This window comes from Rhodanobacter sp. UC4451_H18 (genome assembly GCF_052978225.1).
The window spans coordinates 1,287,043-1,311,600 of record NZ_CM129663.1; the positions used below are offsets into that span (position 1 = coordinate 1,287,043).

The window sequence follows — 24,558 nt, forward strand, 5'->3', positions numbered from 1 at the left end:
GATCAGTCCGTCGGCATGCCCGTCACGGTCACCACCACCCGGCGCCGGTGCGCGGCGTGGCGGTGTTCCCACAGGTAGATGCCCTGCCAGGTGCCGAGCGTCGGCGCGGCGTTGCGCACCGGCACGCCGAGGCTGACCCCGGTGAGGATCGAGCGCACGTGCGCGGGCATGTCGTCGGGGCCTTCGGCGTCATGCCGGAAGAGCGGATCGCCGTCCGGCACCGCGCGGGCGAACCAGCGCTCGAGGTCGGCGCGCACGGCGGGGTCGGCATTCTCGCCGAGCAGCAGCGAGCAACTGGTGTGCGGCGTGAACACCAGCGCGGTGCCGATGCGCACCGCGCTGGCCGCGACCGCATCGGCGACTTCGGCGGTGATGTCGTGGAAGCCGCGGCCGCGGGTGTCGACCACGAACTCGCGCTGCGCCACCACCACCGCCGACGCGCTCACGGGTACAGCATCCGGGACGTCCAGGTCTGCCCGTGGCGGCTCCAGCGCACGCGCTCGTGCAGGCGGAACTCGGCGCCATACCAGAACTCGATCATGTCCGGCTCCACCAGGTAACCGCCCCAGTGCGGCGGCCGGCTGACGTTGCGCCCGGCGAACTCCTCCTCGTAGTGCTGCACGCGCCGCTCGAAGGTCTCGCGGTCGGGCAGGGTCTGCGACTGCAGCGAGGCCCAGGCGCCGATCTGGCTGCCGCGCGGGCGGCTGGCGAAGTAGGCGTCGGACTCCTCCTCCTGCAGTTTCCGCGCGACTCCCTCGACGCGCACCTGCACGCCCTGGCGCACGTGTTTCCAGTGGAAGCACAGCGCGACCTGCGCGTGCGCCTCCAATTGGCCGCCCTTGTCGCTCTGGTAGTTGCTGAAAAAGCGAAAGCCGCGCTCGTCGACGCCCTTCAGGAGCACGATGCGCGAGGCAACCCGGCCGGCGCTTTCCGCGGTGGCCAGGTTCATCGCCGTGGGTTCGGGGTCGCCGCTGGCCTTGGCCTCGTCCAGCAGCCGGATGAAAGTGTCCAGGATTTCAGGTTTGAGCATGATGTGTGAAACTTCCCTTTTGCGTCGTGGCCAAAGCGCGCCATCATGGAGCGAATGAAACTGTCCGATGATAGTGCAATGATCCCCGCACCCCGCATCCCGCCCCCGGCGGCAACGGCGCGATGCTTCTCCACGCAAGGTGAAAATGGCGGCAATGGCCATGCGCCGGCCTGCCGGCGTGCCGGCCCGGGCCAGGCCGGGAGTCGCCGCCGATGATGTCGCTGGCGCAGCAGCAGAACGAGGCGCTGGCCGGACATCTTCTGGACCAGTACGCCGGGCGCATTGCGCGCTCGCGCAGGCCCTACATCCTGGGCCTGTCGGGCCTGCAGGGCAGCGGCAAGAGCACCCTGGCGCGAGTCATGAAGGCGCAGGCCAAGGCGCGCGGCTGGGACACCGAGGTGCTCTCGCTGGACGATTTCTACTACGCCCGCAGCGAGCGCGAGGCGCTGGCGCGCGACGTGCACCCGCTGCTGCGTTCGCGCGGCGTGCCGGGCACCCACGAGATCGAGCTGCTGCTGTCGGTGCTGGCGGCGGTGCCGCACGCCTCCGCGCGGCTGGCGGTGACCCATCCGCGCTTCGACAAGGGCCGCGACACGCGCCTGCCGCCCTCGCGCTGGCCGCGGATCACCAAGCGACCCGCGCTGGTGATCGTGGAAGGTTGGGCGCTGGGCATCCGGCCGCAGCCGCTGACGGCGCTGGCCCGGCCGATCAATGCACTGGAACGCGACGAGGACCCGGACGGCGCCTGGCGGCGCTGGGTCAACAAGCAGTTGCGCGGATACCAGCCGCTATGGCGCAAGTTCGACGCGCTGATCGTGCTGCAGGCACCGAACTGGGACATCGTGCGCCGCTGGCGCGGCGAGCAGGAGGAGGAACTGGTCGCACGCCACGCCCCGCTGGCGATGGACGCGGCCAGCATGGGCCGCTTCCTGATGCACTTCGAACGCCTCAGCCGCCACGCATTGGCGACGCTGCCGGCGCTGGCCGACACGGTGGTGGAGTACGACGACGACCGCCACGTGACCGGACTCACGCACGGCTGACAGGGCAGCGTCGAGGCGCCGCCCTGACGCCGCGCGCCCTCAGTCGACGACGAAGTTGACCTTCATGTTGACGCGCCACTCGGTGACGCTGCCGTCGTCGGCGGTGACCACCTTGATCTCGTTGATCCAGGCTCCCTTGATCTTCTTCACCGACTCCCCGGCCTTGCGCAACCCGTGCTGCACGGCATCCTCGATGCCCTGCTTCGACGACGCGTTGATCTCGATGACCTTGGCTACTGACATGGCGTGAACCTCCCGTCCGGGCGTGCAAGCGGCACGCGGCGCTCCCTGTCCCGAAGCCCGAGTCTGGCCCGCACGCACGACGCGGCACAAGCCGCACCGCGTCATGCGCTCAGGCGGGCTGCACCTGCACGGCGGTGCCATAGGCCAGCACTTCGGTGACGCCCTGGGCCACGTCGTTGGCGTCGTAGCGCATCGCCACCACGGCGTTGGCGCCCATCGCGGCGGCATGCTGCAGCATCAGTTCGAAGGCTTCCTCACGCGCCTTCTCGCACAGTTCCGTGTAGATGGAGATATTGCCGCCGACGATGGTCTGCAACGCGGCGCCGAGGTTGCCGACCACGCTGCGCGAACGCACGGTAATGCCGCGCACGATGCCGAACGAGCGCACGATGCGGCAACCGGGGATGTCGTTGCCGGTGCTGACCTGGTGATGCGGGATGGATGCAGTCATGGCGCTCTCCTGGATGGCGGGTGGAACGAAGATCAGCTGTCGAGCAGCGCGGCGTAGCCGAGGCGCGCATCCGGCCAGCGCGGCACGAAGCCGCTGGCGCGCAGCCGCGCATTGCTCAGCCGCTTGCTGCCGATGCCCGGCGGCGGCGCGCCGGCGGCCGGCGGGGGTACGCCGAGCAGTCGCGCCAGATGATCGTGCAGCACGTCGAGCGGCAGCGGGGTGTCGTCCACGCCGAGATAGCACGCCTGCGGATCGGGCAGCGCCAGCAGGTGCGCGATCGCCGCGGCCGCATCGTCCACATGGATGCGATTGGCCCAGTGCGGCGCGGCCCGCGGCACCTGCACCGTGCCGGCGCGCAGGCGCTCGAACAGCTGGGTTCGCCCCGGCCCGTACAGCCCGGCCAGGCGCAGCACCACCGAGCACACCGGTTGCGCGGCCAGCCAGTGCTCCGCCTCGAGCAAGGTGGCGCCGTTGAAACCGGGTGGGGCGGGCGGCGTGTCCTCGTCCACCCAGTCGCCGTCGTGCGCGCCGTACACCGCGCTGGAGGAAACCAGCAGCACACGCTGCAACCTGCCATCGTCGAGCGCGGCCAGCAGATGGCGCAGCCCGTCGACGAAAGTCGCGCGATAGGCTGCCGCGTCGCGGTGGTCCGGCGTGGGCAGGTAAACCAGCTGCGTGAATGCGCGCGGCAAGGCGGCGAGGCTGTCCGGCCGGGTGAGGTCCGCCTGCAGCCAGCGGATGTCCGGGCTTCCTGCCACAGGCGGGTGCCGGCGCAATGCCCATACCTCGTCACCGCGCCCGCGCAGCCGCTGCGCCACGCGCAGACCGAGATCGCCACAACCGGCCAGCAGTACCCTTTCGCTCACCGCAGCCCTCCTCCGGCGCCTGTTAGCATCAAGCCATGAATCCGTCGTGCAACCTGTTCATCGTCGGTCCGACCGGTGCCGGCAAGACCTCGGTCGGCAGGCGGCTCGCCGTGCATTATGGGCTCTCGTTCATCGATCTCGACCAGGAGGTCGAGCAGCATTGCGGCGTGGACGTGAGCACCGTGTTCGAGGTCGAGGGCGAAGCCGGCTTCCGCCAGCGCGAGAGCGCGCAGCTCGACGCGCTGAGCCAGCGCTGCGGCATGCTGCTGGCGACCGGCGCGGGTGCCGTGCTGGCGAGCGACAACCGCCGCTGGCTGAGCCAGCGCGGTTTCGTGGTGTGGCTGCAGGCCAGCGTGGAGCAGCAACTCGAACGCCTCGAACGCGACCATCGTCGCCCGCTGCTGGCCGTGCCCGACCGCCTCGCGCGCCTGCAGGCGATGGCCAGCGTGCGCGAGCCGATCTACCGCGAACTTGCCGACCTCGCCGTGCCCGGCCACCATGGCAGTGTCGGCGCCGCCAGCGAGCGCTGCATTGCCCTGATCGATGCGCACTGGCAACGCGCCCCTCTTTCCTGTCCCCCGCACCACGCATGAACAAGCCGCCCCTGCACAGCATCAACGTCTCGCTCGGCCTGCGCAGCTACCCGGTATGGATCGGCAGCGGGCTGCTCGACGATCCCGCGCGCTGGCGCCCGTTGCTGCGCGGGCGCCATGCGCTGGTGGTCAGCAATACCACGGTGGCGCCGCTGTACCTGCCGCGGGTCGAGGCGGGGCTGGAGGGTTTGCACTGGTCGTCGTTCCTGCTGGACGACGGCGAGGTGCACAAGAGCTTCGCCAACGTCGGCCGCGTGCTGGACGCGCTGGGCCAGCTCGGCGCCACCCGCGACGCCTGCGTGATCGCACTGGGCGGCGGCGTGGTCGGCGACCTCGCCGGCTTCAGTGCCGCCTGCTGGATGCGCGGCATCGACTTCATCCAGATGCCGACCACCTTGCTGGCGATGGTCGACTCCTCGGTCGGCGGCAAGACCGGGGTGAACCTGCCGGTGGGCAAGAACCTGGCCGGCGCCTTCCACCAGCCGCGCGCGGTGATCGCCGACATCGACACGCTCGCCACCCTGCCCGCGCGCGAGTACCGCGCCGGCCTCGCGGAGGTGGTCAAGGGCGCGGCGATCGGCGACGAGGCGTTCTTCGCGTGGCTGGAACAGCACGCCGACGCGCTGGCCGCACGCGACGTCGACACCGTGCTGGAGGCCATCGCGCGCAAGGTGCAATACAAGGCCGGCGTGGTGGCCCGCGACGAGACCGAACAAGGCGAACGCGCACTGCTCAATTTCGGCCACACCTTCGGCCACGCGCTGGAAACCGCGGGCCACTACGCCAGCCTGCTGCACGGCGAGGCGGTGGCGATCGGCATGCTGCTGGCCGCGCAATTGTCCGAACGTTCCGGCATGAGCGAGCCGCGCGACACCGCGCGACTGCAACGCCTGCTGCACGCACTCGGCCTGCCGCTGGCGATCCCGCCGGACATGGATACGGAGCAGTTGCTGCAGTGGATGCGGCTGGACAAGAAGAACACCGCCGGCCGGTTGCGCCTGATCCTGTGGCGCGGCATCGGCCGCGCGGAGATCGTCGGCGCGGTGCCGGAACGCGAGGTCGCGCTGACGCTGGACGCCGCCATGGCGAACGGGCGGCAAGTCCCTGCGAGCTGACCGCGCCGGGTTCGCACGGAACCCGGCGCAGACACGTCACTGCACGCTGATCGTGCCCTTCATCAGCGCCGAGTGACCCGGGAAACTGCAGAAGAACGCGTACGGGCCGCCACTCTGGATCTTGCTGACCGGGAAACTCACCGAGGTGGTTTCGCCACCGCCGATCAGCTTGGTGTGCGCGATCACGCGCGAGTCGCCTTCCTTGACGTAACCGGCGGCTGCGCCCGCGGCCACGCCGTCGGCATCCACGGCCTGCAGGTCCGACTGCCTGGCGATCACCACGTCATGGCCCATCGCAGTGACCGGCATGGTGCCGGTGTGCTTGAGGGTGATCTTGAAGTCCTTGCACGACGACGGCACCACGATGGACGACACGTTGTACTGCATCGCATCCGAACCCTCGATCTCGGTGGCGCAATCGGTGACCACCGCAGCACCCTTGCTGGTGTCCATCGCGGACACGGCGGGCGCTGCGGCCATGCCGGCGGTCGCCGCCGGCGCGGGCGCCATCGTCACCGGTGCCTCGCCCGGGGCCGTGGTGGCGGACGGCGTCGGAGCCGATTCGGGTGCCTTCGGCGAGGACGAGTTGTCGCTGCAGGCGGCCAGCGCCAGCGCACAGGCAGCCGCAAGCAGACTCAATTTCACGTTCATCGACAGTTCTCCTCCGTTGCAAAATTGCATCATCGGCCGGCGAGGCTCTGCATCCCGTGAAGACGGGCCCGCACCAGGTCGGCGTCGATTCGCCGACGACGACCTGGTGTTGCGGGTGCGCTGTCGGGCCGCGACGGCGGCAGCTTGCGGATTTACGCGCCGGAACGGCCCGCCGGCACGACGCGGGCGACCAGCGCGTCGGAGTCGGCCGGCGAAATGGTCGGCGTGCGGGCCATGCCCCACGTGCGTTCGCGTGCACCGCGCGTGCAGGGTCGAGCGGTTTCGTGCAGCGGAACCGTCAGAAGCTGTAGCCGACGCTTATGCCGTAGATCCAGGGATCGACCTTCGCCTTGCCGATGCCCGCCCCGTTGAGCCTCACGTCGCTGCTCCAGTTGAAGTACTTCGCATCGGCACGCACGAACACGTTCGACGTGGCGTGGAAATCCAGGCCCAGCTGCCCGACGACACCGCTGCCGTCCTTCACGTCCAGGTTCGTGCCCGCGATGGGGCCCGTGGTGCGCTCGTCGCTCACGTTCACCCAGCCATAGCCCAGGCCGACGAAGGGCTGCCACGCCTGGTCGGCGAGGAAGTGGTACTGGGCGGTGAGCAGCAGCGGCATGTGCTTGATGGTGGCCGACTTCGCGCCATCGAGCTTCACGTCGTGCTCGAACTTCACGAGCGGCAGCCACAGCTCGGCACCCCAGTTCGGCGCGAAGCGATAGCCCAGCGTGAGGGTCGGCTCCCAGTCATCGCCGATGCTGGACTGGAAGGCGCCCGCCAGCACGCCGTTGTTGCTCCTGGGTGCGACACCGCTGTAGCCCACCGCGCCGTAGAAGCCTGGCGCGCTGTAATCCTGGGCCCGGGCACTGCCGGCACCGGCAACAGCCAAGGCGCAAGCGGCGACGATCAGGGGGAAAACTTTCATGTTGGCATCTCCAATAGGGGGACAAACCGGTTCGGGACCCTCGGGCAGAGAGTCCTGCTTCGCGCTGGGAAATGCCCCGACGCGAGTGTCTATACGGTTGGCCGCGAGTTTTGGATTGAATTTGTGCGGAACCGATGTGCACGCTGTGGATCGCGCGACATGCTCGTGAAAAGCGGATCGCTCCGGGCGTGGGCATGCCGGCGTGGTCGTGAGGGGGCTGAACTCACGCCAGTCCTCAGGGATGCCTGAGGCGATGCAGGAAGGAATTGCGCTGATCCCCGCCACGGCACGAGCAGGCCGGATGCGGGAGAAACCATCACCAGAGGCCACGTTCCGGATCATCGACCTCCGGGTGGCGGGTCACGGATTGCAGAAATCGCAGCGCCCGGGATCGGCCCACGCCGCCTCGAACGATTGCTCGCGGCGATGACCACAGCCCGCGCAGATCGCGACCACGCCACGGATCATGTCGGTGGGTGCGTGACAGGCCCCGCACGGCAGGCCGGCGATGCGTTCGGTGGGCACGAATCCGCGTCGTCCGCATTGCGGGCAACAGGATCGGTAGCGCCGCACGAGATCGATGGTCGCGCGTTTGATCGCACGCATCCGCGTCGGGTTGCGGCATGCGCGCATGTCCGTTTCCACGCAGGCCGCGCCGCTGATGGCAATCGCATCGGCGACATTGGCCAGCAATTGCGCCCGGCTCAGGTTGTCCTTGCGCAGCAAGAGCGACGGGTGGGACTTGCCGTCAACCGCAGCCGTCACGATCACCCCATGCCGGGGAAAGCCGATGCCTTCGGCGAAGGCGACGGCCAGGCGCGCATCCGCCACCACGCGCTGGGCGTAATTGGTGCGCGGCGTGACATGCGTTCCGACGATTTCGACGCCATCGCGACGATCCACAAGCATCACCAGCTCGCTGTCGATCGGCACGAACGGGATTTGTGGATGGGGGCCGAAGCTGCCCTCGCTGGCAACACCGGCATGCGCCTCGGGCACGCACTCCAGGGCCGCCGCGATCTTGGCCCTTGCCGTTGCATGCGGGGAATCGAGGCGGGGAATGTCTCGGCTGAAGGTGCCGAACCGGTCCGTATCGAATCCGGCCGGCAAGAGTGGCTGCAGACCCAGGGCCCGCTGCAACAGAGGGGCAATCACCGCCTCCTTGCCGTGCATGGTGGCGATCACGACGCGATCCGGCGGCATCAGAAGTAACCCTCGCGCTTCTGCCTTTCCAGGCTTGCGCCCGGATCCTGGCCAGCCAGCCGACCCTGGCGTTCGGATGCAGATGAAGCAAGGGTCTCGGCCAACACCGCCCCACGATCCGCCGCAGTCGATTCGATGGCGCCGGTCACCGGCCAGCAACCCAGGGTACGGAAACGCACGCGGCGGCGACTCGTCGTCTCGCCGGCCAGGAAGCGCATGCGCTCGGGTTCGTCCACCACGATGAGCACGCCATCGCGTTGAACCACCGGTCGCCAGGCCGCGAAATACAGAGGCACCAGCTCGACCTTCCTCAGCATGGCGTAATGCCAGACGTCCGCTTCCGTCCAGTTGGACAACGGATAGACGCGCAACGACTGCCCCTCGGCCAACCGGGTGTTGTAGAGGTTCCACAACTCCGGCCGCTGCCGGCGAGGGTTCCACGTGTGCCCACGCTCGCGCAGCGAGAACACGCGTTCCTTTGCCCGGGATTTTTCCTCGTCGCGGCGCGCCCCGCCGAAGACCACGTCGTACCCGCCGTCGTCCAGCGCCTGCTTCAGCGCATCCGTGCGCATGGCCGTGGTGTAGGCATCGCCATGGTCGAAGGGATTCACGCCGGCGGCGCGGCCCTGTTCATTGGCGTGTACGTGCAGTTGGAACCCATGCTTGCGCGCGAAGCTGTCGCGGAATGCGAGCACATCGCGAAACTCCCAGGTGGAGTCGACGTGGAGCAGCGGCAGGGGTGGCGGCGCGGGGTGGAAGGCGCGCAGCGCGAGATGGGCGAGCACGGTGGAGTCCTTGCCTCCGGAAAACAGGAGCACCGGCTTGCGTGCCTGCGCCACGGCCTCGCGCAGGATGAAAACGGCCTCGTTCTCCAGGTGCGCGAGATGGCTGGTGTCCGGGAAGGCATCCTCGTCACGCGAGTGCATGGCCGAGTCCCGCCGCCCGCCACAGCCGGTCGCGCAGGGCATGGTTCAGTCCGCGGCCATCCGGCGGCACCACGATCAGCACGGCGAGATCCATGTCGTCTGCTTCGCGCAGCCGCCGGTACAGCTGCTGCGCCTGCTGGTCCGGAGAATGACCCATGGACAACCAGGGCACCTGTGCCGGCCAGCTCTCGGCGCGCCGCGCGGAGAGCACGCCCACGCGAGCGCTGAGCGCGGCGTATTCGGCGATGCGCTCGGGCACCTGTTCCATCGATGCCAGCACCACGCGGGCGTTGGGGGCGTAGTGAAGCTTCATGCGGCCGGGGCTGCGTATCGACGTGTCGATGGGCGACTCGACCGGTTTGCCGGTCACCCGTTCCAGGTCCTGCGCGGTGATCGCACCGGGTCGGAGCAGCCGCGGCAGACCGGTGGAAAGATCGACGATGGTCGATTCGATGCCCACACGGCAAGGGCCGCCATCCAGCAGCACCTCGACCGCGTCGCCAAGCTCTTCCCGGACGTGCCGGGCGGTGGTCGGACTGATCTTCTTGTGCCGGTTGGCGGAGGGCGCGGCGATCCCCCCGCCGAAGGCTTCCAGTACGTCCAGAGCCAGGGGGTGCGCGGGTACGCGCAGCGCCACCGTATCCAGGCCACCCGTCACGGCGTCGCTCACCGTGGCGGCGCGGGGCAACACCAGCGTGAGCGGCCCGGGCCAGAAGGCTTCGGCAAGCTTCCAGGCGAGCGCGGGAATGTCCCGTGCCCATCGCGCCAACTGGGCGGCCTGATGCAGGTGCACGATGAGCGGATGGTCGGCCGGGCGCTGCTTGGCCGCGAAGATCTTCGCGACCGCGGCGGGGTTGCCGGCGTCCGCGCCCAGTCCGTAGACCGTCTCGGTCGGTAGGGCGATCAGGGCGCCGCGGCGCAGCGCATCCACCGCGTCGCGCACGCCAGCACTCCCGGAGAGCCCGATGTCTTCCCGATCCTTGATGTTCATGCCGCGTCCTCCCAGGTCAGATGGCCGGTGTAGCGATGCATGGAGCCCGGCTTGTCGCCGAAGGCGAACAGGTGGGCCCAGCCGTGGTCGAACAGATGCCGCACGGCTTCATGCCTGGCGACGATGGCGTTGATGGCGTCCAGCGGAGCGGCGATGACGACGGACAGCCGCAGCGGCTCATGGACGTAGCGCTCGCCGTCATGCAGCGACTGCCATGGCAAGCCGGTGCGCAGGTCGCCGCCATTGCCCTCCAGCACGCCCAGCTTGCCGACCACGTTGTGGAGCACCTTGTTGCCGCTTCCGAAGACCCGGTTGTCCACCGTCGAGCCGTAATACTGCAGGCTGATCCACGCGCCCACGATCATCGGCGCGGTCATGATGGATTCCAAGGTCTTGAAGCCGTCATCGCGCTGCCAGTCGTAGGAATTGAGGAAGGCACGCCCCGCCAGGTCGATGCCCGCGGTGCGGCTGCGCGGGGCGATGATGTAGGCCGCGCAGCCGGCCAGGCCCCACTCCGGCCGCACCTCGCTCCAGTCCCTGCTGCGCGCCAGGAGCTGGCGCTCGACCGGGCGCCGGTCGTGCAGGGTCAGGATGGCGGCGCGTTCCTGCCGGGTCAGCCGGCCAGCCTCGGCCAGCGCTGCCTGCAGTCGGGCCAGGTCGTCGGCATGCGTCGCCGGCAAGCCGTCGGTGTCGAAGATCGTCACCTGGTCGGTGGTGGTGTCGTGCAGTGCGCCGAGGAAATGCGTCTCGTCGGGAATCACCGTGCCGCGTCGTGCCAGGGCCTGGCGCACTTGGCGGTCGTTCAGCACGGCAGCCGCCACCCGCGCATTGGCGTCGCCCGCGTGCCCACCGCAGGCCCCGCAATCCAGGCCGCTGGCATGCGGGTTGTTGACCGAGCTGGCGCCGTGCCCGACGAACAGGACCACGCGCGCGAACTGCTGCCGCAGCGACATGGCGCGCAGGGCGCCCTCTGCCAGCGCGATCCTGGTTTCCAGTGGCATGCCGGTGGCGCGGTCGTTCGCGGTCGAGGGCGTGATGTCCGGCGCCAGGCGCGCGAGTGCCGCGTCGTCGATACCGCGCTCCGCCGGGTGCGATTCGAGCCGGGTGAAGCCCAGGCTGTCGGCGATGAGCTTGCCGGCGAATTTCCATCCCATCGCTTCGACGAAGGTGAACGACGACACCGCGGCCAGCTTGAACCAGCGCCATTGGCCGATGGCGCGAAGCCGGCGCCGCCGCCGCGTGGCGATGTCGGCCTGCTGCTGCGCCGTCGCGCCCTTGGCGGTCTCGTGCACCGTCAGGCTGGGTGCCAGCAGCACCGGGCAGCGGGGACCACCCTGGCCCCGGGCGAGCGGCACATACTCCATCGGCATGCCGAAAAATCCGGCCATGCCCAGCGTCTCCACGCCGGGCGCCACGTTCTCCAGCGCACGCCGGAAGGTTTCGGAGCGCACGTCGATGCAGAACACGGCCTGCACCGCCGGGCGCATGGCGATCACGGATGGCCGCGGTGCGGCGAGCTTGGCGAGGAAGGATCGCTGCCAGGCGATTTCGTAGGCGTCCTGCAGGATTTCTTCCAGCGTCGGCGCGGCCGGCTCGTTCTCGCGGGCCAATGCAGCGAAACAGGCGCGGGCCTGCTCCCATCCGGCCGCCAGTGCAGCGACCGGCTGGCACGTTTCCAGCAGCGCCACCTCGAAAGCCAGCCGTATCGCCAGCAGTTCGAGCAAGGTGTCGTCGCGGCGCCCCGCCAGGCCGCTTTGCCAGACCTGGTAGCGGGCGTAGCCGGCCCAGCCGCCGACGCTCATCAGCAGCCGGTGGAAATAATCGGCAAGGCCCGCTTCGTCCATCTTCAGGCGGGCCGCCCCATGGGCGATCATCGCTTCGGCAGTGGCGGGAAGCGCGCCGATGCTGCGGTGGAATCCGGCAAGCCCCATGACCTGGGGCGTGCGATCGATGGCGGCCTCCTCACGCCAGGCCGCATAGGGACCCAGGTGCCGTGTCGACGCTGGCCACAGCGCCTGCCCCGCGTCGAAGTAGCCGGCCGCCCACAGCGAGATCCGCTCGCAGGCAAAGCTGGCCCAGTCTCGCCCGGTCAGCTTGCCCGCGACGTCGGCAACGGTCGGCAGCGGCGCATGCGTTGCCACATCCTCGGTTTGCAGTTGGCGGCGCAGCGCCGCGACGTCGAGGGTGCGAGGGGCTGCACTTCCCTTGCGCAGCAGGGCCTGGCCAAGATCCCGGTCGGTGATGCGGCCCTGGGCGATGGCATCGCGGTAGAACGCGCGCGGCATGGTCATGCGGGCGCCTGCCACCTCGGCCATGACGCGCGCGACCTCGCCGAAGCGGCGGTCGGCCATGCCGAGGAAGGGATTGACGGCCACGAAGTTCTTCAGCGGCCACAGTGGCGCGATGCGTCCACACGCGCGCTGCGCGGCTTCGCATGCACGCCCTGCCCCGATGTCGGAGGAAGGTGGGATGGGATCGGCTTGTTCCCTGATCTTCAATGCGATGGCGTTCATGGGCGGCTCCTCAGGCGATGGTCCGGGCGTGATGGCGCGCGTCTTCCCGACGCAAGGCGCCCACCAGGCGATTGAAGATGGCGTTGACATAGAGGCCGTTGGCCAGGTGGACGCGTGCCGCCCGCCAGAGCGGCCGCTGGTTCCACAGCACGACCAGGCTTTGCAGCACGGTCACCGCGGTGAACGATGCGATGGCCAGTCCCATGATCAGCAGGCCCGTGCCGCTTGGCCGGGGAATCGCCGGCAGGCTGCCGGCGGTCAGCCGCGTGAAGGCGGTTTCCAGGATGAAATAGGCCAGCGTGGTTCCGGCGGCCCCGAGCAGGGTCTGCACAACCAGGCGGGAAGTGGTGGCCCCTTGCAGTGACGATGCCAGCAGCATGCTGACGCCCATCACCAGGATCGCGCCCAGGGTCAGCACGGCGGGCTCCGCCCGCACGAAGGTTCCGAATACCCAGGCAAACAGCACGTAGATCGCAGTCGCCAGCAACAGGCTCAGCAGGACGGGGCGCAGGCGGGGCCTGGCGAAACGCGGCAGCGTCTCGGTTTCCACCACGCCCCCGGCCGAGAGGAAGGCGTGGGCCTTGTACAGCGAGTGGGCAACCAGGTGAAGCAGCGCGATCGCGAACGCGCCGAGCCCGCATTGCAGTGTCATGAAACCCATCTGCGCCACGGTCGAGAAAGCCAGCGATCCTTTCACGCTGGTCTGGGTCAGCATCACCACGCCGCCGAACAAGGCCGTGAAGCCGCCCACGATGGCAACGCCGTGCAGCGTCGGCATCGAGAGCACCATCACGTCGGCAAAGCGGATCAGCAGGAATCCGCCCGCATTGATGATGCCCGCATGCAACAGGGCCGACACCGGCGTCGGCGTGTCCATCACCTCCGGCAGCCAGCCGTGGGTGGGGAACTGCGCCGACTTCATGAGCGCCGCGACGCCCAGCAGCAAGGCCGCCAGCGAGAGTGCGGGCGGCGCGGCCTCGGCGGCGATGGCCTGCGCCCGGGCCAGCACGGTAGCCAGGTCGGTGGTGCCGAAGGTGGTCACCAGCAGGGCGGCGGCACCGAGCATGCACGCATCACCGAGGCGAGCGGCGAGGAACTTCTTGCGGGCGGCGATCCTTGCGGGTCGGCGCTCCGGGTAGAACACCAGCAAGCGGTGCAGGGAGAGGCTCATCGCCACCCACGCAACCACCAGCTGCACGAGGTTGCCCGCGAAGACCAGCAGCGTCACGGCGGCCAGCGTCCGGCACAGGCCGGCCATGAAGGCGCCTTGGCGCGGCTCACCGTCCATGTAGTTGCGGCTGTACTGGACCACGATGACGCCGACGAAGGCGACCAGCAGGAACATGGTGCAACTGATGGCATCCAGCCTGACCGACAAGCCGATGCCGTTGGCTCCCAGCAACCCGCTGGTGGCCGGGCCTTCCCACGCGGTCAGCAGGCAGGCCAGCACCGCGAGTACCAGGCAAAACCACGTCGCCAGGCGGCTTGCGAGAAGCATGGCGTGCGGCCGACGAGGTCCCGGCCGTGAAGGAAACAGGGTCGCCAGCAACAGGCTGGCGGGGGCAAGCAGAAACAGCGTCGCAAGGGCAGGCAACATCAATCACTCCGCGGTCAGGTGAGCCGCGGCAAGCCTACGCTTCGCGCATCATTCTAAAAAATTCATTTAACGAAACCTGTCGATATACAAAATAGAATGATTGCATGGCCGCACTGAACTACAACCACCTGCGCTACTTCTGGGCGGTTGCCCGCGAGGGAAACCTCACCCGCGCCGCGGAGAAGCTGCTGGTCTCGCAGTCGGCGCTGTCGATCCAGATCAGGAAGCTCGAGGCTCAACTGGGGCAGGACCTGTTCGAACGCAGCGGCCGGCAACTCGTGCTGACCGAAGCCGGGCGCATCGCCTTCGACCACGCGGAATCGATCTTCGCCACCGGTGGCGACCTGCTCGCCACGCTCAAGCAGCGCTCCGGCGGCCGGCGTGCGATTCTCAGGGTCGGGGCATTGGCCACGCTGTCGCGCAATTTCCAGATCGGTTTCCTGCGGCCATTGCTGGGACGCCGGAATGTCGAGGTCATCGTTCGCTCGGGCACCACCGCCTTCCTTCTGCAAAGCCTGGAAGCACACCGGCTGGACGTGGCGCTGGTCAATGTCGCGCCCGCCCGCGATGCGGCCACTCCCTGGGTTTCCCACGCCATTGCCGAACAACCCGTCAGCCTGATCGGAACGCCGAAACGCATCGGCAAGGGCGGCACGCTGAAGACCCTGCTGACCAGGCAACCCCTCGTGCTGCCGACGATGGAGAGCAGCGTGCGCATCGGATTCGACGCGCTGGTCGAACGCATGGGCTGGAAAGTGCGGGTGGCCGCGGAGATCGACGACATGGCGATGCTGCGACTGATCGCCCGGGAGGACATCGGCCTGGCGGTGGTTCCGCCGATCGTGGTCAAGGATGAATTGAGCAGCGGCCGCCTGGTGGAGGTTCACCAGTTGCCGCAGCTCAGCGAAACCTTTTTCGCGGTCACCATGAAGCGGCGTTTTCCCAATCCGCTGTTGCGCGAGCTGATCCGTCCACGTGCGGCGCTTGAGCTCGCCGATTAGCGCGGGCGTGCGCCGAGCGACCCGAGGGACATCGACCGCCACGCCGTCGTGCATGTGCCGCCATCCGCCGGCAACGGAATCTGTTCGGCCTCAGAAGGCGTAGACGAAACCCACCAGCACGGTGCTTGCCGAGGAGCGCTCCACCAGCGGACTGTCGGTGATCGCGCGAGGCAGCCGCTGGTACTTCAGGGCACTCCAGAACGTCCAGCGGCGACCCATCGGAGCCACCGCGCCGAGGCTGGCTTCCGGCACCAGCACGCCGGGAACGGCATAGGGCCCCGGTGCGCCGTTGGCTGCCTCGGAGGGGCGGATGCCGTAGTAGTAGTCGGCGAGCCGGGACGACCACCAGCGCACGCCCAGGCCGGGCGTGACGCGCCATTTGCCGAACTGCAGCGGGTAGCCGTATTGCAGGGCGAGCTCCTGCCCGCGGCTTCGCGACAAGGCATCGGTCAGCACGGTCAGCTGCAGGTTTCCCAGCCTGCCGGAGCGGGTCAACACGGCACCGACATCCATGCTCCGGCGCCGGTCCCGAAGACCGTCCAGGGGAATGTCGTCGGCATCGAATCCGTCGAGCCGCGCCTGCGCCACCAGGTCCAGCCGCCAGTCGTCGCGTTGCCAGGCATGCCAACCGAGTTGCAGGCCGCGCAGGAAGACGTGCTCGCCTTCGTAAGCCGCCGCGGGAACCACCAGCTGGCGACGGGAGGAACCGGCATAGCCACCGTTGCTGACCAGCGCGATGGCACCGGCTTGCCAGCCTCGCTGTAGCCGGCGCGAGGCCGTCTCCCCGGCGGCGAAGGCCTCCGAGCAGCACGCGCAGAGAAGCCCGGCAACAACGATCCAGAAGAAGGGGGGAAGCATGGGTCGGCACTCCGATCGGATGGGGAAGGCGACGCTCGCCTGCAGACGTTGCCACGCAGAAGGGCATATCCATCCATACGGAGCGCGTCCACCGGCGGATGCGCATTCACCGGCGATGAAGGACGTCCTCGACGCTGATCGTTCCTTGTGCTTCTCCGCCGGCGCTGCCGAAAGCCTTGCATCCATTCGCACCGGATCTCCGTATCTGGAATCAGGCACCCACAGGCTCTGGCCATGTCCTCATCCATACTCATCTACGGCGCCACCGGCGGCGTCGGCGCATGCCTGGCCCGGCTACTCGCCGATACGGGATCGCAGTTGCACCTGGTGGCGCGCCATGAGGAGACGTTGCGACCATTGGCGCAATCCCTGGGGGCGACATGGACGGTGGCCGACGTACTGGATGAAGCATCCTTTGCCGCGGTGACCGAGGCTGCGCCCGCGAGCCTCGATGGCCTGGTCTATGCGGTCGGCAACATCGCGGTGAAGCCGATCTCGCGCGTCTCCGAAGCTGACCTGGCCCACGATTACCGGCTGAACGCGATCGGCGCCGCGCTGGCCGTCCGGGCGGCCCTGCCGTCGCTGCGCAAAAGCACCACTGGTGCGTCCGTGGTGCTGTTTTCCTCCGTAGCAGCATCGCGCGGCTTTCCGTCGCATGCGTCCATCGCCATGGCCAAGGCGGCGGTAGAGGGTCTGACCCGGTCGCTTGCCGCCGAACTGGCACCCGCGGTGCGGGTCAACGCGATTGCGCCATCGCTCATCCGGACGCCGCTGGCCGCACGCATGGTGGCTAACCCGAAGCTTCGCGAGGCGTTCGCCGCAGCCCATCCCCTGGGCCGCCTGGGAGAACCCGAAGACATCGCCCAACTTGCTGCCCACCTGCTCTGGCCACGCTCCGGCTGGATGACCGGGCAGGTGATCGGCGTGGATGGCGGGCGCGCGGCCATCGCCGGAAAGTGACCGGAGCAGGCAGCGCAATGCGCAGCAATCGCGAGTTGCCTGGCAAGCCTGGCGTGCACCCTTGCCGCGGGGTCCACGGGTGCGGAAGATGGGCACGCGGGCCGGCCGGGGTGGAATACTGGTCCAGGCGCTGTCGATGGCGGGCCTGCCCGGGAGGTCACCCATGAAGATCCTGCTGGTCGGAGCGAGCGGACTGGTCGGACAAGGCGTCCTCAAGGTGCTGCTGCAGGACGCCGCGCGGCCCGGGGTGACGTTGCTGGTCCGCCGCCGGTCGCCAGACGTGCCGCAGGGAGTGCGCGTGCTGCAAGTACCGGAACTCTGCGACAAGGCACTGGAAGGACTCGACCTTGGCGGCATCGATGCCTGCCTGTACTGCGCCGGGCCGTTGCCCGTGCTTCTCTCGGAAGCGGCCTATCGCGAGGCGACGGTGGCCACCCTCGAGTGTGTGTCGCGGGCCTTTGCACGCGCCAATCCGCGAGGACGGATGATCTATGTCTCCGGCGCCGGCGCCGACATCCGCAGCCGCTGGATGCCGTTGCGGATCAAGGGCGAGGCCGAGCAGGTGCCCGGCCGCTTCGCGCTGGCCACCACGGTACTGCGGCCCGGTGCCATCTGCCCCGTGCAGGGCGAGCGATCGCCGCATCGCTCGCGGCGGGTGCTCTATGCGCTGGCCGGTCCCGTGCTGTCCGTGGCAGTGCGCCTGATGCCCGGCAGCTTCACCACGAGCGCGGCCGTGGGAAGGTGCATGCTGGCCATGGCGAGGGCCGAGACCTCAGGGACCGGGATGGTCGTGGTCGAGAACAGGCAGATCAACACATTCGCCGCGCCCTGATCGGGCCCGAGGTGGTTAGCGCGGAGTGCCCGGCAAGTTTCGTGCAGCCGGGCGGCCATGCACGACGGCGAGGCTCAAGCCCTGCGCTCGGCCAACAGGCTCAGGAATTCCTTCCGCAACGAGGTGTCCGCGAGGAAGGATCCGCGCATCACGCTGTTCACCATCCTGGCGCCATCGTCCTTCACGCCGCGCCAGTGCATGCAGTAGTGGTCCGCCTCCAGCACCACGGCGAGGCCGTCGGGCCGCAGGCGTGATTCGAGCAGGTCGGCGATCTGCACCACCGCTTCCTCCTGGATCTGCGGCCGGCTCATCACCCAGTCGATCAGTCGCGCGTACTTGGACAAGCCGATCAGGTTGGATGCGGCATGGGGCATCACGCCCACCCACGCGCGCCCCATGATCGGGCACAGGTGGTGCGAGCAGGCGCTGCGCACGCGCATCGGCCCGACGATCATCAGCTCGTTCAGATGCTGCACGTTGGGAAACTCGGTGACCTCGGGCGCGGCCTGATAGCGGCCCGCAAACACCTCGCGCACGAACATCTTGGCCAGCCGCCTGGCGGTCTCGCGGGTGTTGTGGTCGTGCTCGACGTCGATCACCAGGGCGCGCAGCAGGGCGTCCGCCTTGTCCTCTACCTCCCGTTGCAGTTCGTCCAGCTCGCCGGGCCGGATGAAATCCGCCAGGTTGTCGTTGGCGTGGAACCGCGCGCCGGCCTCGCGCAGGCGGTGGCGGATGCGGTCCGACATGGCGGTGGCATCGGCATGGCGAATGGATGCCACATCGGAGGGTGCTGTTTGCATGATCAGGCCTTTGGCAGCGGCGGATGGCGTCGTGCGCTGTCGAACCCGAATGCCCGGCATGCACCATCAGCTCATACGCAGCACCGGGCCATCCGGATGCATGCTTGCCGTCCATCGACGGATTCAGGCAGCCAGGGTCTGGCCCGAAGGCTGTCGGGAGAGCGCCGCGACGGCATCGGCCCACTGTGGCTGGTCATTGAGGCACGGGATCAGGGTGAGCTCCTCGCCGCCGGCGGCGAGGAAGGTTTCGCGTCCGCGGATCCCGATCTCCTCCAGGGTCTCGATGCAATCGGCCACGAAGGCCGGGCAGGCCACGAGCAACCGGCGTACGCCCTGCGCAGCCAGCTCCTTGAGCACGACGTCGGTATGCGGTTCGATCCACTTCGCGCGGCCCAGCCGCGACTGGAACGCCAGCGACCAGCGCTCATGCGGGATGCCGAGTGCGGCGGTCAGGCGCTCGCTGGTGCGCACGCATTGGGCGCGATAGCAGCGCTCCAGCACGTTTGCCGGAGGCTCTAGGCAACACGACGGACCGCACAGGCAGTGCCGGCCGGTCGGGTCCGCCTTGCGGATGTGACGCTCGGGCAGGCCGTGATAGCTCAGCAGCAGATGGTCGTGCGGCTGCGCCAGATAGGGCCGCATGCTGGCGCCGAGCGCGGACAGGTACTCCGGCCGGTCATGAAACGGCGCAACCAGATCCAGCTGCAGCCGCAGGCGATGGCGCTGCAGGGTTTGCCGCGCCTCTTCCAGGACCGTGGTGACGGTGCTGTCGGCAAACTGCGGATACAGCGGCAGCAGGGTCGCGCGCCGGATGCCGCGGCGGGCGAGGTCGCACAGCACCTTCTCGATGGAGGGTTCGCCGTAGCGCATCGCCAGTTCCACCGGCGCGCCGTGCCAGCGTTCGGCCACCCGCGCCTGCAGGCGCCGGCCGATCACCAGCAGCGGCGAGCCTTCGTCCCACCAGATCGAGCGATAGGCCGCGGCCGATGCCGCCGGACGCGTGCGCAACACCAGCGAGACGATCAGCCGGCGCAGCGGCCACGGCACGTCGATGACGTGGCGATCCATCAGGAACTGGTCGAGATAACGCCGCACGTCGGCGACGTCGGTGGAGGGCGTGGAGCCGAGGTTCACCAGGATCAGGGCTTGGTCGGGCATCGATGGTTTTCCGGTGGAGGAAGGAAGCGGGTGCGAGGTGCGTTGCCGGTCACAAGGCGTCGAGATCGCCGAGCACGACCTCCGCCCGCCGCTGCACTTCGGCGCGTTGTGCGGGCGGCATGCGCTCGAGCTGGCGCAGGGCCATGCCGAGGCGCGGATGGGACGCCAGTGCGCGGCGATGGCGTGCCAGGAAATCCCAGTACAACGCGTTGAACGGACAGGCGCGTTCGCCGGTGCGCTGACCGTGCCGGTAGCGGCAGCCGGCGCAGTAATCGCTCATCTTGTGGATGTAGTTCGCCGACGAAACGTAGGGCTTGGTGGCCAGCAGGCCGCCATCGGCGAACTGGCTCATGCCCAGCGTGTTGGGCAACTCCACCCACTCGAAGGCATCGACGTAGATGCCGAGATACCAGCGGTGCACCTGTCCGGGGTCCAGGCCGGCCAGCAGCGCGAAGTTGCCGATAACCATCAGCCGCTGGATGTGGTGCGCGTAGGCATGCTCCAGCGATTGCGTGATGGCCTGGTGCAGGCAGTTCATGCCGGTTTCGCCGGTCCAGAACCAGGCCGGCAGATCGCGCCGGTGGCCGAAGAAGTTGGCCTCGGCGTATGCGGGCATGCGCGCCCAGTACACGCCGCGCACGTACTCGCGCCAGCCGAGGATCTGGCGGATGAAACCCTCGACCGCCGCCAGCGGCGCGCGACCCTCGCGCCAGCACGCTTCGGCGCGTTCGATCACCTCGCGTGGCGAAAGCATCTTGACGTTGAGCGCGAACGAGATCAGCGAATGGAACAGGCGCGTCGCCTGCGTGCTCATCGCGTCCTGGTAGTCGCCGAACCCGGCGAGCCCGTGGCGCAGGAAGGCATCGAGCTGGAGCAGCGCCTCGTCCCGGTTGAGCGGCCAGCGGAACGTCCCGGCCGCGGGCATGCCGAAGCTTTGCACGCCGGCGGCCACGATGCGTCGCCACAGCGCGCGGTGGTCGTGCGACGGTCGGGCATCGGCCGGTTCGCTCGGCGTACCCGGCCAGCGCTTGCGGTTGTCGGCATCGAAGTTCCATTGACCGCCCACCGGCCGCCCTTGCCTGTCCAGCAACACCTGGTGCTTCGCGCGCATGTGCCGGTAGAACAGCTCCATCTTCCAGCGCCGCCGGCCGGCAAAGAACGTCGCCACCTCGTCGCGCCGGGTCAGGAAGTGTTCGCTGTCCACCTGCCGGGCGGGAATGCGCAGCTGCTGCGCGTACTCCGCCAGCTGCCGGTCCAGGCGCCACTCGTCCGGTGCCTGGTACTCGAACGTGCGCACGCGGTACTCCCGGATCAGCTGGTCGAGGTTGGCGGTGATTGACTGACGGTTGGCGGCGGCGTCGATCGCGAGGTAGCGCACGCGATGGCCGTTCGCCTCCAGCCCGCGGGCGAAGTCGCGCATGGCGGCGAAGGTCGCCAGGATCTTCTGCGCGTGGTGGAGGACGTAATCCGTTTCCTGGCGGACTTCCATCAGCACGTAGAGCACGTCGGGATCGCTGGCCGCGAACCAGGAATGTCCGGGGTCGAGCTGGTCTCCCAGCAGCAGGCGCAGCATGGTCACGGTGCGCAGCCGTCCGGGTCAGCGCGCCGTGGGCGAAGTCGCCGCCCGGCGCTGGCGCAGCGTCGAGACCAGCGACACCAGGAGCACCGCCACGGCCAGCAGCAGGGCCACGCTGGCGGCCGCATCCGCGCCGGCCAGGCCGGCGCTGCGCTGTTTCACGCAAACCCCCAGCAGGCCCCACAGCGCCGCGAGCGCATACCAGGGGTTGCCGCGCATGCGCACGATCATGGTCAGCACCAGCGCCGCCGCCAGCGCGAACAGCACCAGCGTCCACGCCAGCATGTCCGCCACCGGCAACAGGCGGAACGCCACGATCACCTGGGCCAGGTTGAGGAACACCGCCAGCGACACCCAGCCGGCGTGCAGCGACAGCGGGACCCACTGCCACCACGGCCCGCGCGCGTGGCCGGCGGTGTGCGATGCCTGCCAGGCGGCGGCGAGCAGGCACGCCAGGCTGGCCCAGATGACGAACAGTGCGAGCCAGAACCACTGCTGCGAGAACACGATCATCCATGCCGAGGTCAGCGCGAAGCCGGCCGCCGTCAACCCCCGGATGCGGCGCAGCGCCGCCGTGGCGTCCCGCTCGAACAGCTGTCGCGTGCCGAAGATCGCGTCCAGCACGAAGATCGGCCCCCAGATGGCGAACGCGTAGCCGGCGGCCACGATCAAGGTGGGATAGCGATCCGAGATCTCGCCGTTGGTCGGCCCGAACGCGCCGGTGTTGGACAGCCAGGCGACGACGGGCATCGCCCAGGCGAGAAAGACGACGAGGTATTTCACGGGCATTCTCCAGCAAAGCGATCGCGGTCTGCGCCAAGCTCGGGCCAGCGCTGGGGCACCCGGCGGATCGCGGTCGGGTCGTACCCCATGGCGGACGCCCGATCGAGCATGGCGGCGTAGTCGGCCTCCGACACGGTGGGCGTACGGGAAAGGAACCACAGATAGTCGCGCGCATCGCGCACCACCATCGCCTGGGTGCCGTCGGCCTTCAGCCAGCCGACCAGATACCGGGCGCTCAGGAAGGCGAAGAAGCGTACGCGCCATTCGCCATGGCCGCTGCCCTCGACCACGCTCGCGGTCGACTTGAACAGCCTTGCCGGTGCGTCGAACCCCCCGTGGCGCTGGCGCAGCCAGATGCAGAGTGAGCCGTCGTCGTTGCGCCGGAAGGTTTCCACCGCGTTGTAGCTGTCGCGCTCGAAACGGGGCGTGATGGCAGCGAGGACATGCCAGCGCCCCAGGTAGCGACCCACATCCGCGGTGTGCACCGGCCGGATCGGGTCGAACTGGCGCGCACGCGCTGCCGGCGTGGGCAGCACCCACACGGCGAGGAGCGTCAGGATGACCAAGCGTTTCACCCGGGGCAATCTCGTCTGCTGCGATCAGGACCGCTACATGCAGCTCATACGGCGCACGTTCGCATTTGGATGCCCTGTCGCTACCAGGCGCGGCGTCGGCGGCCTAGGAGCCGATATCGCTCCGGTGCCGCGCCGCTCCCCTTGCCATGCTGGCGAACACGCCATCGCGGCGTACCCAGGCGTGGTACAGCGCCGCCGCCAGATGCATGAGCACGACGGCGAACAGCAGCAGCGCCAGCCAGGTATGGGCCGTGCGCAGCACGGCGTACACCGTCGGGTCGTGCGGTGCGAGCGCCGGCAGGCTGAACCCGCCGGGCATGGTCACCGGATAGCCGCCAGCCGAGACCATGGCCCAGCCCACCAGCGGCATGGCGAACATCAAGGCGTACAGCAGCATGTGCGAGGCCGTCGCTGCAGCCTTCTGGATGGCCGGCAGGTCGGCCGGCAACGCCGGTGGCGGATGGCGCAGGCGATTGGCCAGGCGCACCGCCGCCAGCAGGAGGATCGCGATGCCCAGCGGGCGATGCAGGCTCACCAGGGTGGGACGCAGGCTCAGCGAGGCGACCATGCCGACGCCGACGAAGAGCATCGCCACGATCGCCAGCGCCATCGTCCAGTGCAGCACGCGGGCGAGCAGGTTGAAATGGGCGGAGCTGCCGGCGCGGTTCATCGGTCCGACTCCCGCGTCGCGGCGTGGCCGGTAGCGGCGCCAGCCTCGCCGCTGGCGATGTCGTGCTCGCGGCGGTTGAACGACACCGAATAGACGGCTGAACGCGCCGCCAGGATCGGATCGTCGGAAGCCTCCACGCCGGTGGGCAGCACCAGCGGATCGTAGTTGATGTCGCGGCACGCGCCGGTGGCCTGCGCGCTGCTGCTCTCCACCACCACGGTGCCGACCGTGACCCGCGGGCGATCCTCCGGCCAGCTCTGCGAGGGGTTCACCGGGTCGTCGGCCTGCGCCAGCGTCACCACCATGTCCCAGCGCAGATCGCCCTTCGCCAGACGCGCCGCAAGATCCTCGGCCAGGTAATCGGCATCGGCCTGCTCGCGTTGTTCCGGCGTCATCCCGGCAAACGGGGTTTGCGGCTGCATCGACCAGCGCACGTTGCGCACCTCGCCGGCGCGGTTGACGAAGCGGAAGGTGTCGACGCCGTTGAACGTGGTGTTGGCCCAGCTGGTGGACCACGGCGCGTGCGCGACCCAATCGGCGAAGCGGGCGAACTCCGGATGCGCCTTGGCGAACGCCGCCTGGCGCGCCGGATCGGGCTTGCCGGTGGCCGGATCGGGCGTGTTGGCGCGGGTCTGCTCGTAGAAGGCCTCGACCGAGGACACGCCGAAGAACGGAAAGCTGTTCATCGCCATGCGCCATTGCTGGCCGTCGCCGCCGTCGAGCTTGAGCGCCATGCTGCGTACGCGCGCCTTGGCGTCCAGGCCGTACGGCGAGCCGCCGCCGATCGACAATCTGCCGACGAACGGCGTGCGCATCGGCGCGAACAATCGCGCGCTCGACAGCGCCGTTCCCTGCCCGTTGCCCTCGAAATAGCCGGCCACGCAGACGCCCTTGGCGTGAGCCCGGCGAAACCCGCGCCAGACCTGGCCGTTGGCGGTTTCGATCGCGTTGGTGAAACGTTGCGACGTGAGACGGCTGGAACCCAGCCAGCCGCCGACCCATGCGAACGCAAGGGCGAGCGCGGCGACGATCAGCGCGATGGCAAGCCATGCCAAGGTCGCACGCCGACGGCTGGCGGGAGTGGCGGCGGGGTCGGAATCAAGCATGGAGCCTCCGGTCAATGGAGATGAAACGAGGGTGCCTGGTTCCTTTCGCTGGTACGACGGCCGCGGTTACCCCGACACGCCGCCGGCGCCGG

General features: G+C 68.9%; 26 protein-coding genes. 6 read left to right on the top strand and 20 right to left on the bottom strand.

Annotated elements, in window-relative coordinates; translation table 11 throughout:
- Positions 1 to 2: 2 nt before the first annotated feature.
- Both ACVCMG_RS06045 and pdxH read right to left on the bottom strand, forming a co-directional pair.
- Positions 3 to 446 carry a secondary thiamine-phosphate synthase enzyme YjbQ gene (locus ACVCMG_RS06045; RefSeq protein WP_447097050.1) on the bottom strand — a complete coding sequence of 148 codons (444 nt, stop codon included), beginning with the start codon at positions 444 to 446 and terminating at the stop codon, positions 3 to 5.
- Positions 443 to 1,030: a pyridoxamine 5'-phosphate oxidase gene (gene pdxH / locus ACVCMG_RS06050; protein WP_395116899.1), complete on the bottom strand. Its 588-nt coding sequence runs from the start codon at positions 1,028 to 1,030 to the stop codon at positions 443 to 445. The genes ACVCMG_RS06045 and pdxH overlap by 4 nt, the downstream gene beginning before the upstream one ends.
- Positions 1,031 to 1,242: 212 nt before the next feature.
- Here pdxH and ACVCMG_RS06055 point away from each other — a divergent pair, with 212 nt between their 5' ends.
- Positions 1,243 to 2,073 carry a kinase gene (locus ACVCMG_RS06055; protein WP_395116897.1) on the top strand — a complete coding sequence of 277 codons (831 nt, stop codon included), beginning with the start codon at positions 1,243 to 1,245 and terminating at the stop codon, positions 2,071 to 2,073.
- A gap of 39 nt (positions 2,074 to 2,112) precedes the next feature.
- Here the strand turns inward: ACVCMG_RS06055 and ACVCMG_RS06060 are convergent, their stop codons facing one another.
- The 3 genes from ACVCMG_RS06060 to ACVCMG_RS06070 form a co-directional block, all read right to left on the bottom strand.
- Positions 2,113 to 2,316, bottom strand: coding sequence for a dodecin family protein (locus ACVCMG_RS06060; RefSeq protein WP_395116895.1), 204 nt, complete (start codon positions 2,314 to 2,316; stop codon positions 2,113 to 2,115).
- Between the two features lie 109 nt (positions 2,317 to 2,425).
- On the bottom strand, positions 2,426 to 2,767 hold the full coding sequence (locus tag ACVCMG_RS06065; RefSeq protein ID WP_395116893.1) for a YbjQ family protein: 342 nt from the start codon (positions 2,765 to 2,767) through the stop codon (positions 2,426 to 2,428).
- Positions 2,768 to 2,799: 32 nt separating this feature from the next.
- Complete coding sequence (locus tag ACVCMG_RS06070; RefSeq protein WP_447115113.1) at positions 2,800 to 3,633, bottom strand: NAD-dependent epimerase/dehydratase family protein; 834 nt, start codon at positions 3,631 to 3,633, stop codon at positions 2,800 to 2,802.
- A 35-nt stretch (positions 3,634 to 3,668) separates the two neighbouring features.
- Between ACVCMG_RS06070 and ACVCMG_RS06075 the strand changes: the two genes are divergently transcribed.
- Positions 3,669 to 4,226, top strand: a complete 558-nt coding sequence (locus ACVCMG_RS06075) for a shikimate kinase (RefSeq protein WP_447115114.1) — start codon at positions 3,669 to 3,671, stop codon at positions 4,224 to 4,226.
- Positions 4,223 to 5,341, top strand: coding sequence for a 3-dehydroquinate synthase (gene aroB, locus ACVCMG_RS06080; protein WP_395116888.1), 1,119 nt, complete (start codon positions 4,223 to 4,225; stop codon positions 5,339 to 5,341). Before ACVCMG_RS06075 ends, aroB begins: the two co-directional genes overlap by 4 nt.
- Before the next feature lie 36 nt (positions 5,342 to 5,377).
- Here aroB and azu read toward each other — a convergent pair whose 3' ends face one another.
- From azu to ACVCMG_RS06115, 7 genes are all read right to left on the bottom strand, one after another.
- Positions 5,378 to 5,992: an azurin gene (azu, locus tag ACVCMG_RS06085; RefSeq protein WP_395116886.1), complete on the bottom strand. Its 615-nt coding sequence runs from the start codon at positions 5,990 to 5,992 to the stop codon at positions 5,378 to 5,380.
- A gap of 298 nt (positions 5,993 to 6,290) precedes the next feature.
- Positions 6,291 to 6,917 (bottom strand): OmpW/AlkL family protein, encoded by a 627-nt coding sequence (locus tag ACVCMG_RS06090; protein ID WP_447115115.1) that lies wholly within the window; start codon positions 6,915 to 6,917, stop codon positions 6,291 to 6,293.
- 360 nt (positions 6,918 to 7,277) lie between these two features.
- Entirely contained in the window at positions 7,278 to 8,102 is an 825-nt protein-coding gene (locus tag ACVCMG_RS06095) for a DUF6671 family protein (RefSeq protein WP_447115116.1), read from the bottom strand.
- A gap of 17 nt (positions 8,103 to 8,119) precedes the next feature.
- On the bottom strand, positions 8,120 to 9,088 hold the full coding sequence (gene cysD, locus ACVCMG_RS06100; protein ID WP_447115117.1) for a sulfate adenylyltransferase subunit CysD: 969 nt from the start codon (positions 9,086 to 9,088) through the stop codon (positions 8,120 to 8,122).
- Entirely contained in the window at positions 9,033 to 10,037 is a 1,005-nt protein-coding gene (locus ACVCMG_RS06105) for an L-threonylcarbamoyladenylate synthase (RefSeq protein ID WP_447115118.1), read from the bottom strand. The genes cysD and ACVCMG_RS06105 overlap by 56 nt, the downstream gene beginning before the upstream one ends.
- A complete protein-coding gene (locus ACVCMG_RS06110) occupies positions 10,034 to 12,550 on the bottom strand; it encodes a YbcC family protein (RefSeq protein WP_395116876.1) in 2,517 nt (838 codons plus the stop codon). Before ACVCMG_RS06110 ends, ACVCMG_RS06105 begins: the two co-directional genes overlap by 4 nt.
- A 10-nt stretch (positions 12,551 to 12,560) precedes the next feature.
- Positions 12,561 to 14,147 carry a proton-conducting transporter transmembrane domain-containing protein gene (locus tag ACVCMG_RS06115; RefSeq protein WP_395116874.1) on the bottom strand — a complete coding sequence of 529 codons (1,587 nt, stop codon included), beginning with the start codon at positions 14,145 to 14,147 and terminating at the stop codon, positions 12,561 to 12,563.
- Positions 14,148 to 14,251: 104 nt separating this feature from the next.
- On the opposite strand from ACVCMG_RS06115, the gene ACVCMG_RS06120 reads away from it, so the two are divergent.
- The gene (locus ACVCMG_RS06120; RefSeq protein WP_447115119.1) at positions 14,252 to 15,148 is read left to right on the top strand and encodes a LysR family transcriptional regulator; all 897 of its coding nucleotides are present in this window, start codon (positions 14,252 to 14,254) and stop codon (positions 15,146 to 15,148) included.
- 90 nt (positions 15,149 to 15,238) lie between these two features.
- Here the strand turns inward: ACVCMG_RS06120 and ACVCMG_RS06125 are convergent, their stop codons facing one another.
- Complete coding sequence (locus ACVCMG_RS06125; RefSeq protein WP_395116870.1) at positions 15,239 to 16,006, bottom strand: MipA/OmpV family protein; 768 nt, start codon at positions 16,004 to 16,006, stop codon at positions 15,239 to 15,241.
- 234 nt (positions 16,007 to 16,240) lie between these two features.
- Between ACVCMG_RS06125 and ACVCMG_RS06130 the strand changes: the two genes are divergently transcribed.
- Positions 16,241 to 16,966, top strand: a complete 726-nt coding sequence (locus ACVCMG_RS06130) for an SDR family NAD(P)-dependent oxidoreductase (protein WP_395116868.1) — start codon at positions 16,241 to 16,243, stop codon at positions 16,964 to 16,966.
- A gap of 163 nt (positions 16,967 to 17,129) precedes the next feature.
- Positions 17,130 to 17,798 carry an oxidoreductase gene (locus ACVCMG_RS06135; RefSeq protein ID WP_447115120.1) on the top strand — a complete coding sequence of 223 codons (669 nt, stop codon included), beginning with the start codon at positions 17,130 to 17,132 and terminating at the stop codon, positions 17,796 to 17,798.
- 74 nt (positions 17,799 to 17,872) lie between these two features.
- On the opposite strand, the gene folE is transcribed toward ACVCMG_RS06135, so the two are convergent.
- The 7 genes from folE to ACVCMG_RS06170 all read right to left on the bottom strand — a co-directional run bounded on the left by folE (position 17,873) and on the right by ACVCMG_RS06170 (position 24,466).
- Entirely contained in the window at positions 17,873 to 18,544 is a 672-nt protein-coding gene (gene folE / locus ACVCMG_RS06140; protein ID WP_447105716.1) for a GTP cyclohydrolase I, read from the bottom strand.
- A 177-nt stretch (positions 18,545 to 18,721) separates the two neighbouring features.
- On the bottom strand, positions 18,722 to 19,756 hold the full coding sequence (hemH, locus tag ACVCMG_RS06145) for a ferrochelatase (protein ID WP_447115121.1): 1,035 nt from the start codon (positions 19,754 to 19,756) through the stop codon (positions 18,722 to 18,724).
- A gap of 49 nt (positions 19,757 to 19,805) precedes the next feature.
- On the bottom strand, positions 19,806 to 21,329 hold the full coding sequence (locus ACVCMG_RS06150; protein WP_447115396.1) for a cryptochrome/photolyase family protein: 1,524 nt from the start codon (positions 21,327 to 21,329) through the stop codon (positions 19,806 to 19,808).
- A gap of 24 nt (positions 21,330 to 21,353) precedes the next feature.
- Positions 21,354 to 22,115: a hypothetical protein gene (locus tag ACVCMG_RS06155; RefSeq protein ID WP_395116860.1), complete on the bottom strand. Its 762-nt coding sequence runs from the start codon at positions 22,113 to 22,115 to the stop codon at positions 21,354 to 21,356.
- Entirely contained in the window at positions 22,112 to 22,690 is a 579-nt protein-coding gene (locus ACVCMG_RS06160) for a lipocalin family protein (protein ID WP_447115122.1), read from the bottom strand. The genes ACVCMG_RS06155 and ACVCMG_RS06160 overlap by 4 nt, the downstream gene beginning before the upstream one ends.
- A gap of 103 nt (positions 22,691 to 22,793) precedes the next feature.
- Positions 22,794 to 23,360 carry a cytochrome b gene (locus ACVCMG_RS06165; RefSeq protein ID WP_447115123.1) on the bottom strand — a complete coding sequence of 189 codons (567 nt, stop codon included), beginning with the start codon at positions 23,358 to 23,360 and terminating at the stop codon, positions 22,794 to 22,796.
- On the bottom strand, positions 23,357 to 24,466 hold the full coding sequence (locus tag ACVCMG_RS06170) for a catalase family peroxidase (protein WP_447115124.1): 1,110 nt from the start codon (positions 24,464 to 24,466) through the stop codon (positions 23,357 to 23,359). The genes ACVCMG_RS06165 and ACVCMG_RS06170 overlap by 4 nt, the downstream gene beginning before the upstream one ends.
- Between the last annotated feature and the right edge of the window lie 92 nt (positions 24,467 to 24,558).

Excerpts from the sequence above, each read along its gene's own strand:
- pdxH (WP_395116899.1), bottom strand. The coding sequence starts at position 1,030 with ATGCTCAAACCTGAAATCCTGGACACTTTCATCCGGCTGCTGGACGAG.
- ACVCMG_RS06055 (WP_395116897.1), top strand. The coding sequence starts at position 1,243 with ATGATGTCGCTGGCGCAGCAGCAGAACGAGGCGCTGGCCGGACATCTT.
- ACVCMG_RS06060 (WP_395116895.1), bottom strand. The coding sequence starts at position 2,316 with ATGTCAGTAGCCAAGGTCATCGAGATCAACGCGTCGTCGAAGCAGGGC.
- ACVCMG_RS06065 (WP_395116893.1), bottom strand. The coding sequence starts at position 2,767 with ATGACTGCATCCATCCCGCATCACCAGGTCAGCACCGGCAACGACATC.
- ACVCMG_RS06075 (WP_447115114.1), top strand. The coding sequence starts at position 3,669 with ATGAATCCGTCGTGCAACCTGTTCATCGTCGGTCCGACCGGTGCCGGC.
- aroB (WP_395116888.1), top strand. The coding sequence starts at position 4,223 with ATGAACAAGCCGCCCCTGCACAGCATCAACGTCTCGCTCGGCCTGCGC.
- azu (WP_395116886.1), bottom strand. The coding sequence starts at position 5,992 with ATGAACGTGAAATTGAGTCTGCTTGCGGCTGCCTGTGCGCTGGCGCTG.
- ACVCMG_RS06090 (WP_447115115.1), bottom strand. The coding sequence starts at position 6,917 with ATGAAAGTTTTCCCCCTGATCGTCGCCGCTTGCGCCTTGGCTGTTGCC.
- cysD (WP_447115117.1), bottom strand. The coding sequence starts at position 9,088 with ATGCCCTGCGCGACCGGCTGTGGCGGGCGGCGGGACTCGGCCATGCAC.
- ACVCMG_RS06105 (WP_447115118.1), bottom strand. The coding sequence starts at position 10,037 with ATGAACATCAAGGATCGGGAAGACATCGGGCTCTCCGGGAGTGCTGGC.
- ACVCMG_RS06110 (WP_395116876.1), bottom strand. The coding sequence starts at position 12,550 with ATGAACGCCATCGCATTGAAGATCAGGGAACAAGCCGATCCCATCCCA.
- ACVCMG_RS06115 (WP_395116874.1), bottom strand. The coding sequence starts at position 14,147 with ATGTTGCCTGCCCTTGCGACGCTGTTTCTGCTTGCCCCCGCCAGCCTG.
- ACVCMG_RS06120 (WP_447115119.1), top strand. The coding sequence starts at position 14,252 with ATGGCCGCACTGAACTACAACCACCTGCGCTACTTCTGGGCGGTTGCC.
- ACVCMG_RS06125 (WP_395116870.1), bottom strand. The coding sequence starts at position 16,006 with ATGCTTCCCCCCTTCTTCTGGATCGTTGTTGCCGGGCTTCTCTGCGCG.
- ACVCMG_RS06130 (WP_395116868.1), top strand. The coding sequence starts at position 16,241 with ATGTCCTCATCCATACTCATCTACGGCGCCACCGGCGGCGTCGGCGCA.
- ACVCMG_RS06135 (WP_447115120.1), top strand. The coding sequence starts at position 17,130 with ATGAAGATCCTGCTGGTCGGAGCGAGCGGACTGGTCGGACAAGGCGTC.
- folE (WP_447105716.1), bottom strand. The coding sequence starts at position 18,544 with ATGTCGGACCGCATCCGCCACCGCCTGCGCGAGGCCGGCGCGCGGTTC.
- hemH (WP_447115121.1), bottom strand. The coding sequence starts at position 19,756 with ATGCCCGACCAAGCCCTGATCCTGGTGAACCTCGGCTCCACGCCCTCC.
- ACVCMG_RS06150 (WP_447115396.1), bottom strand. The coding sequence starts at position 21,329 with ATGCTGCGCCTGCTGCTGGGAGACCAGCTCGACCCCGGACATTCCTGG.
- ACVCMG_RS06165 (WP_447115123.1), bottom strand. The coding sequence starts at position 23,360 with ATGAACCGCGCCGGCAGCTCCGCCCATTTCAACCTGCTCGCCCGCGTG.
- ACVCMG_RS06170 (WP_447115124.1), bottom strand. The coding sequence starts at position 24,466 with ATGCTTGATTCCGACCCCGCCGCCACTCCCGCCAGCCGTCGGCGTGCG.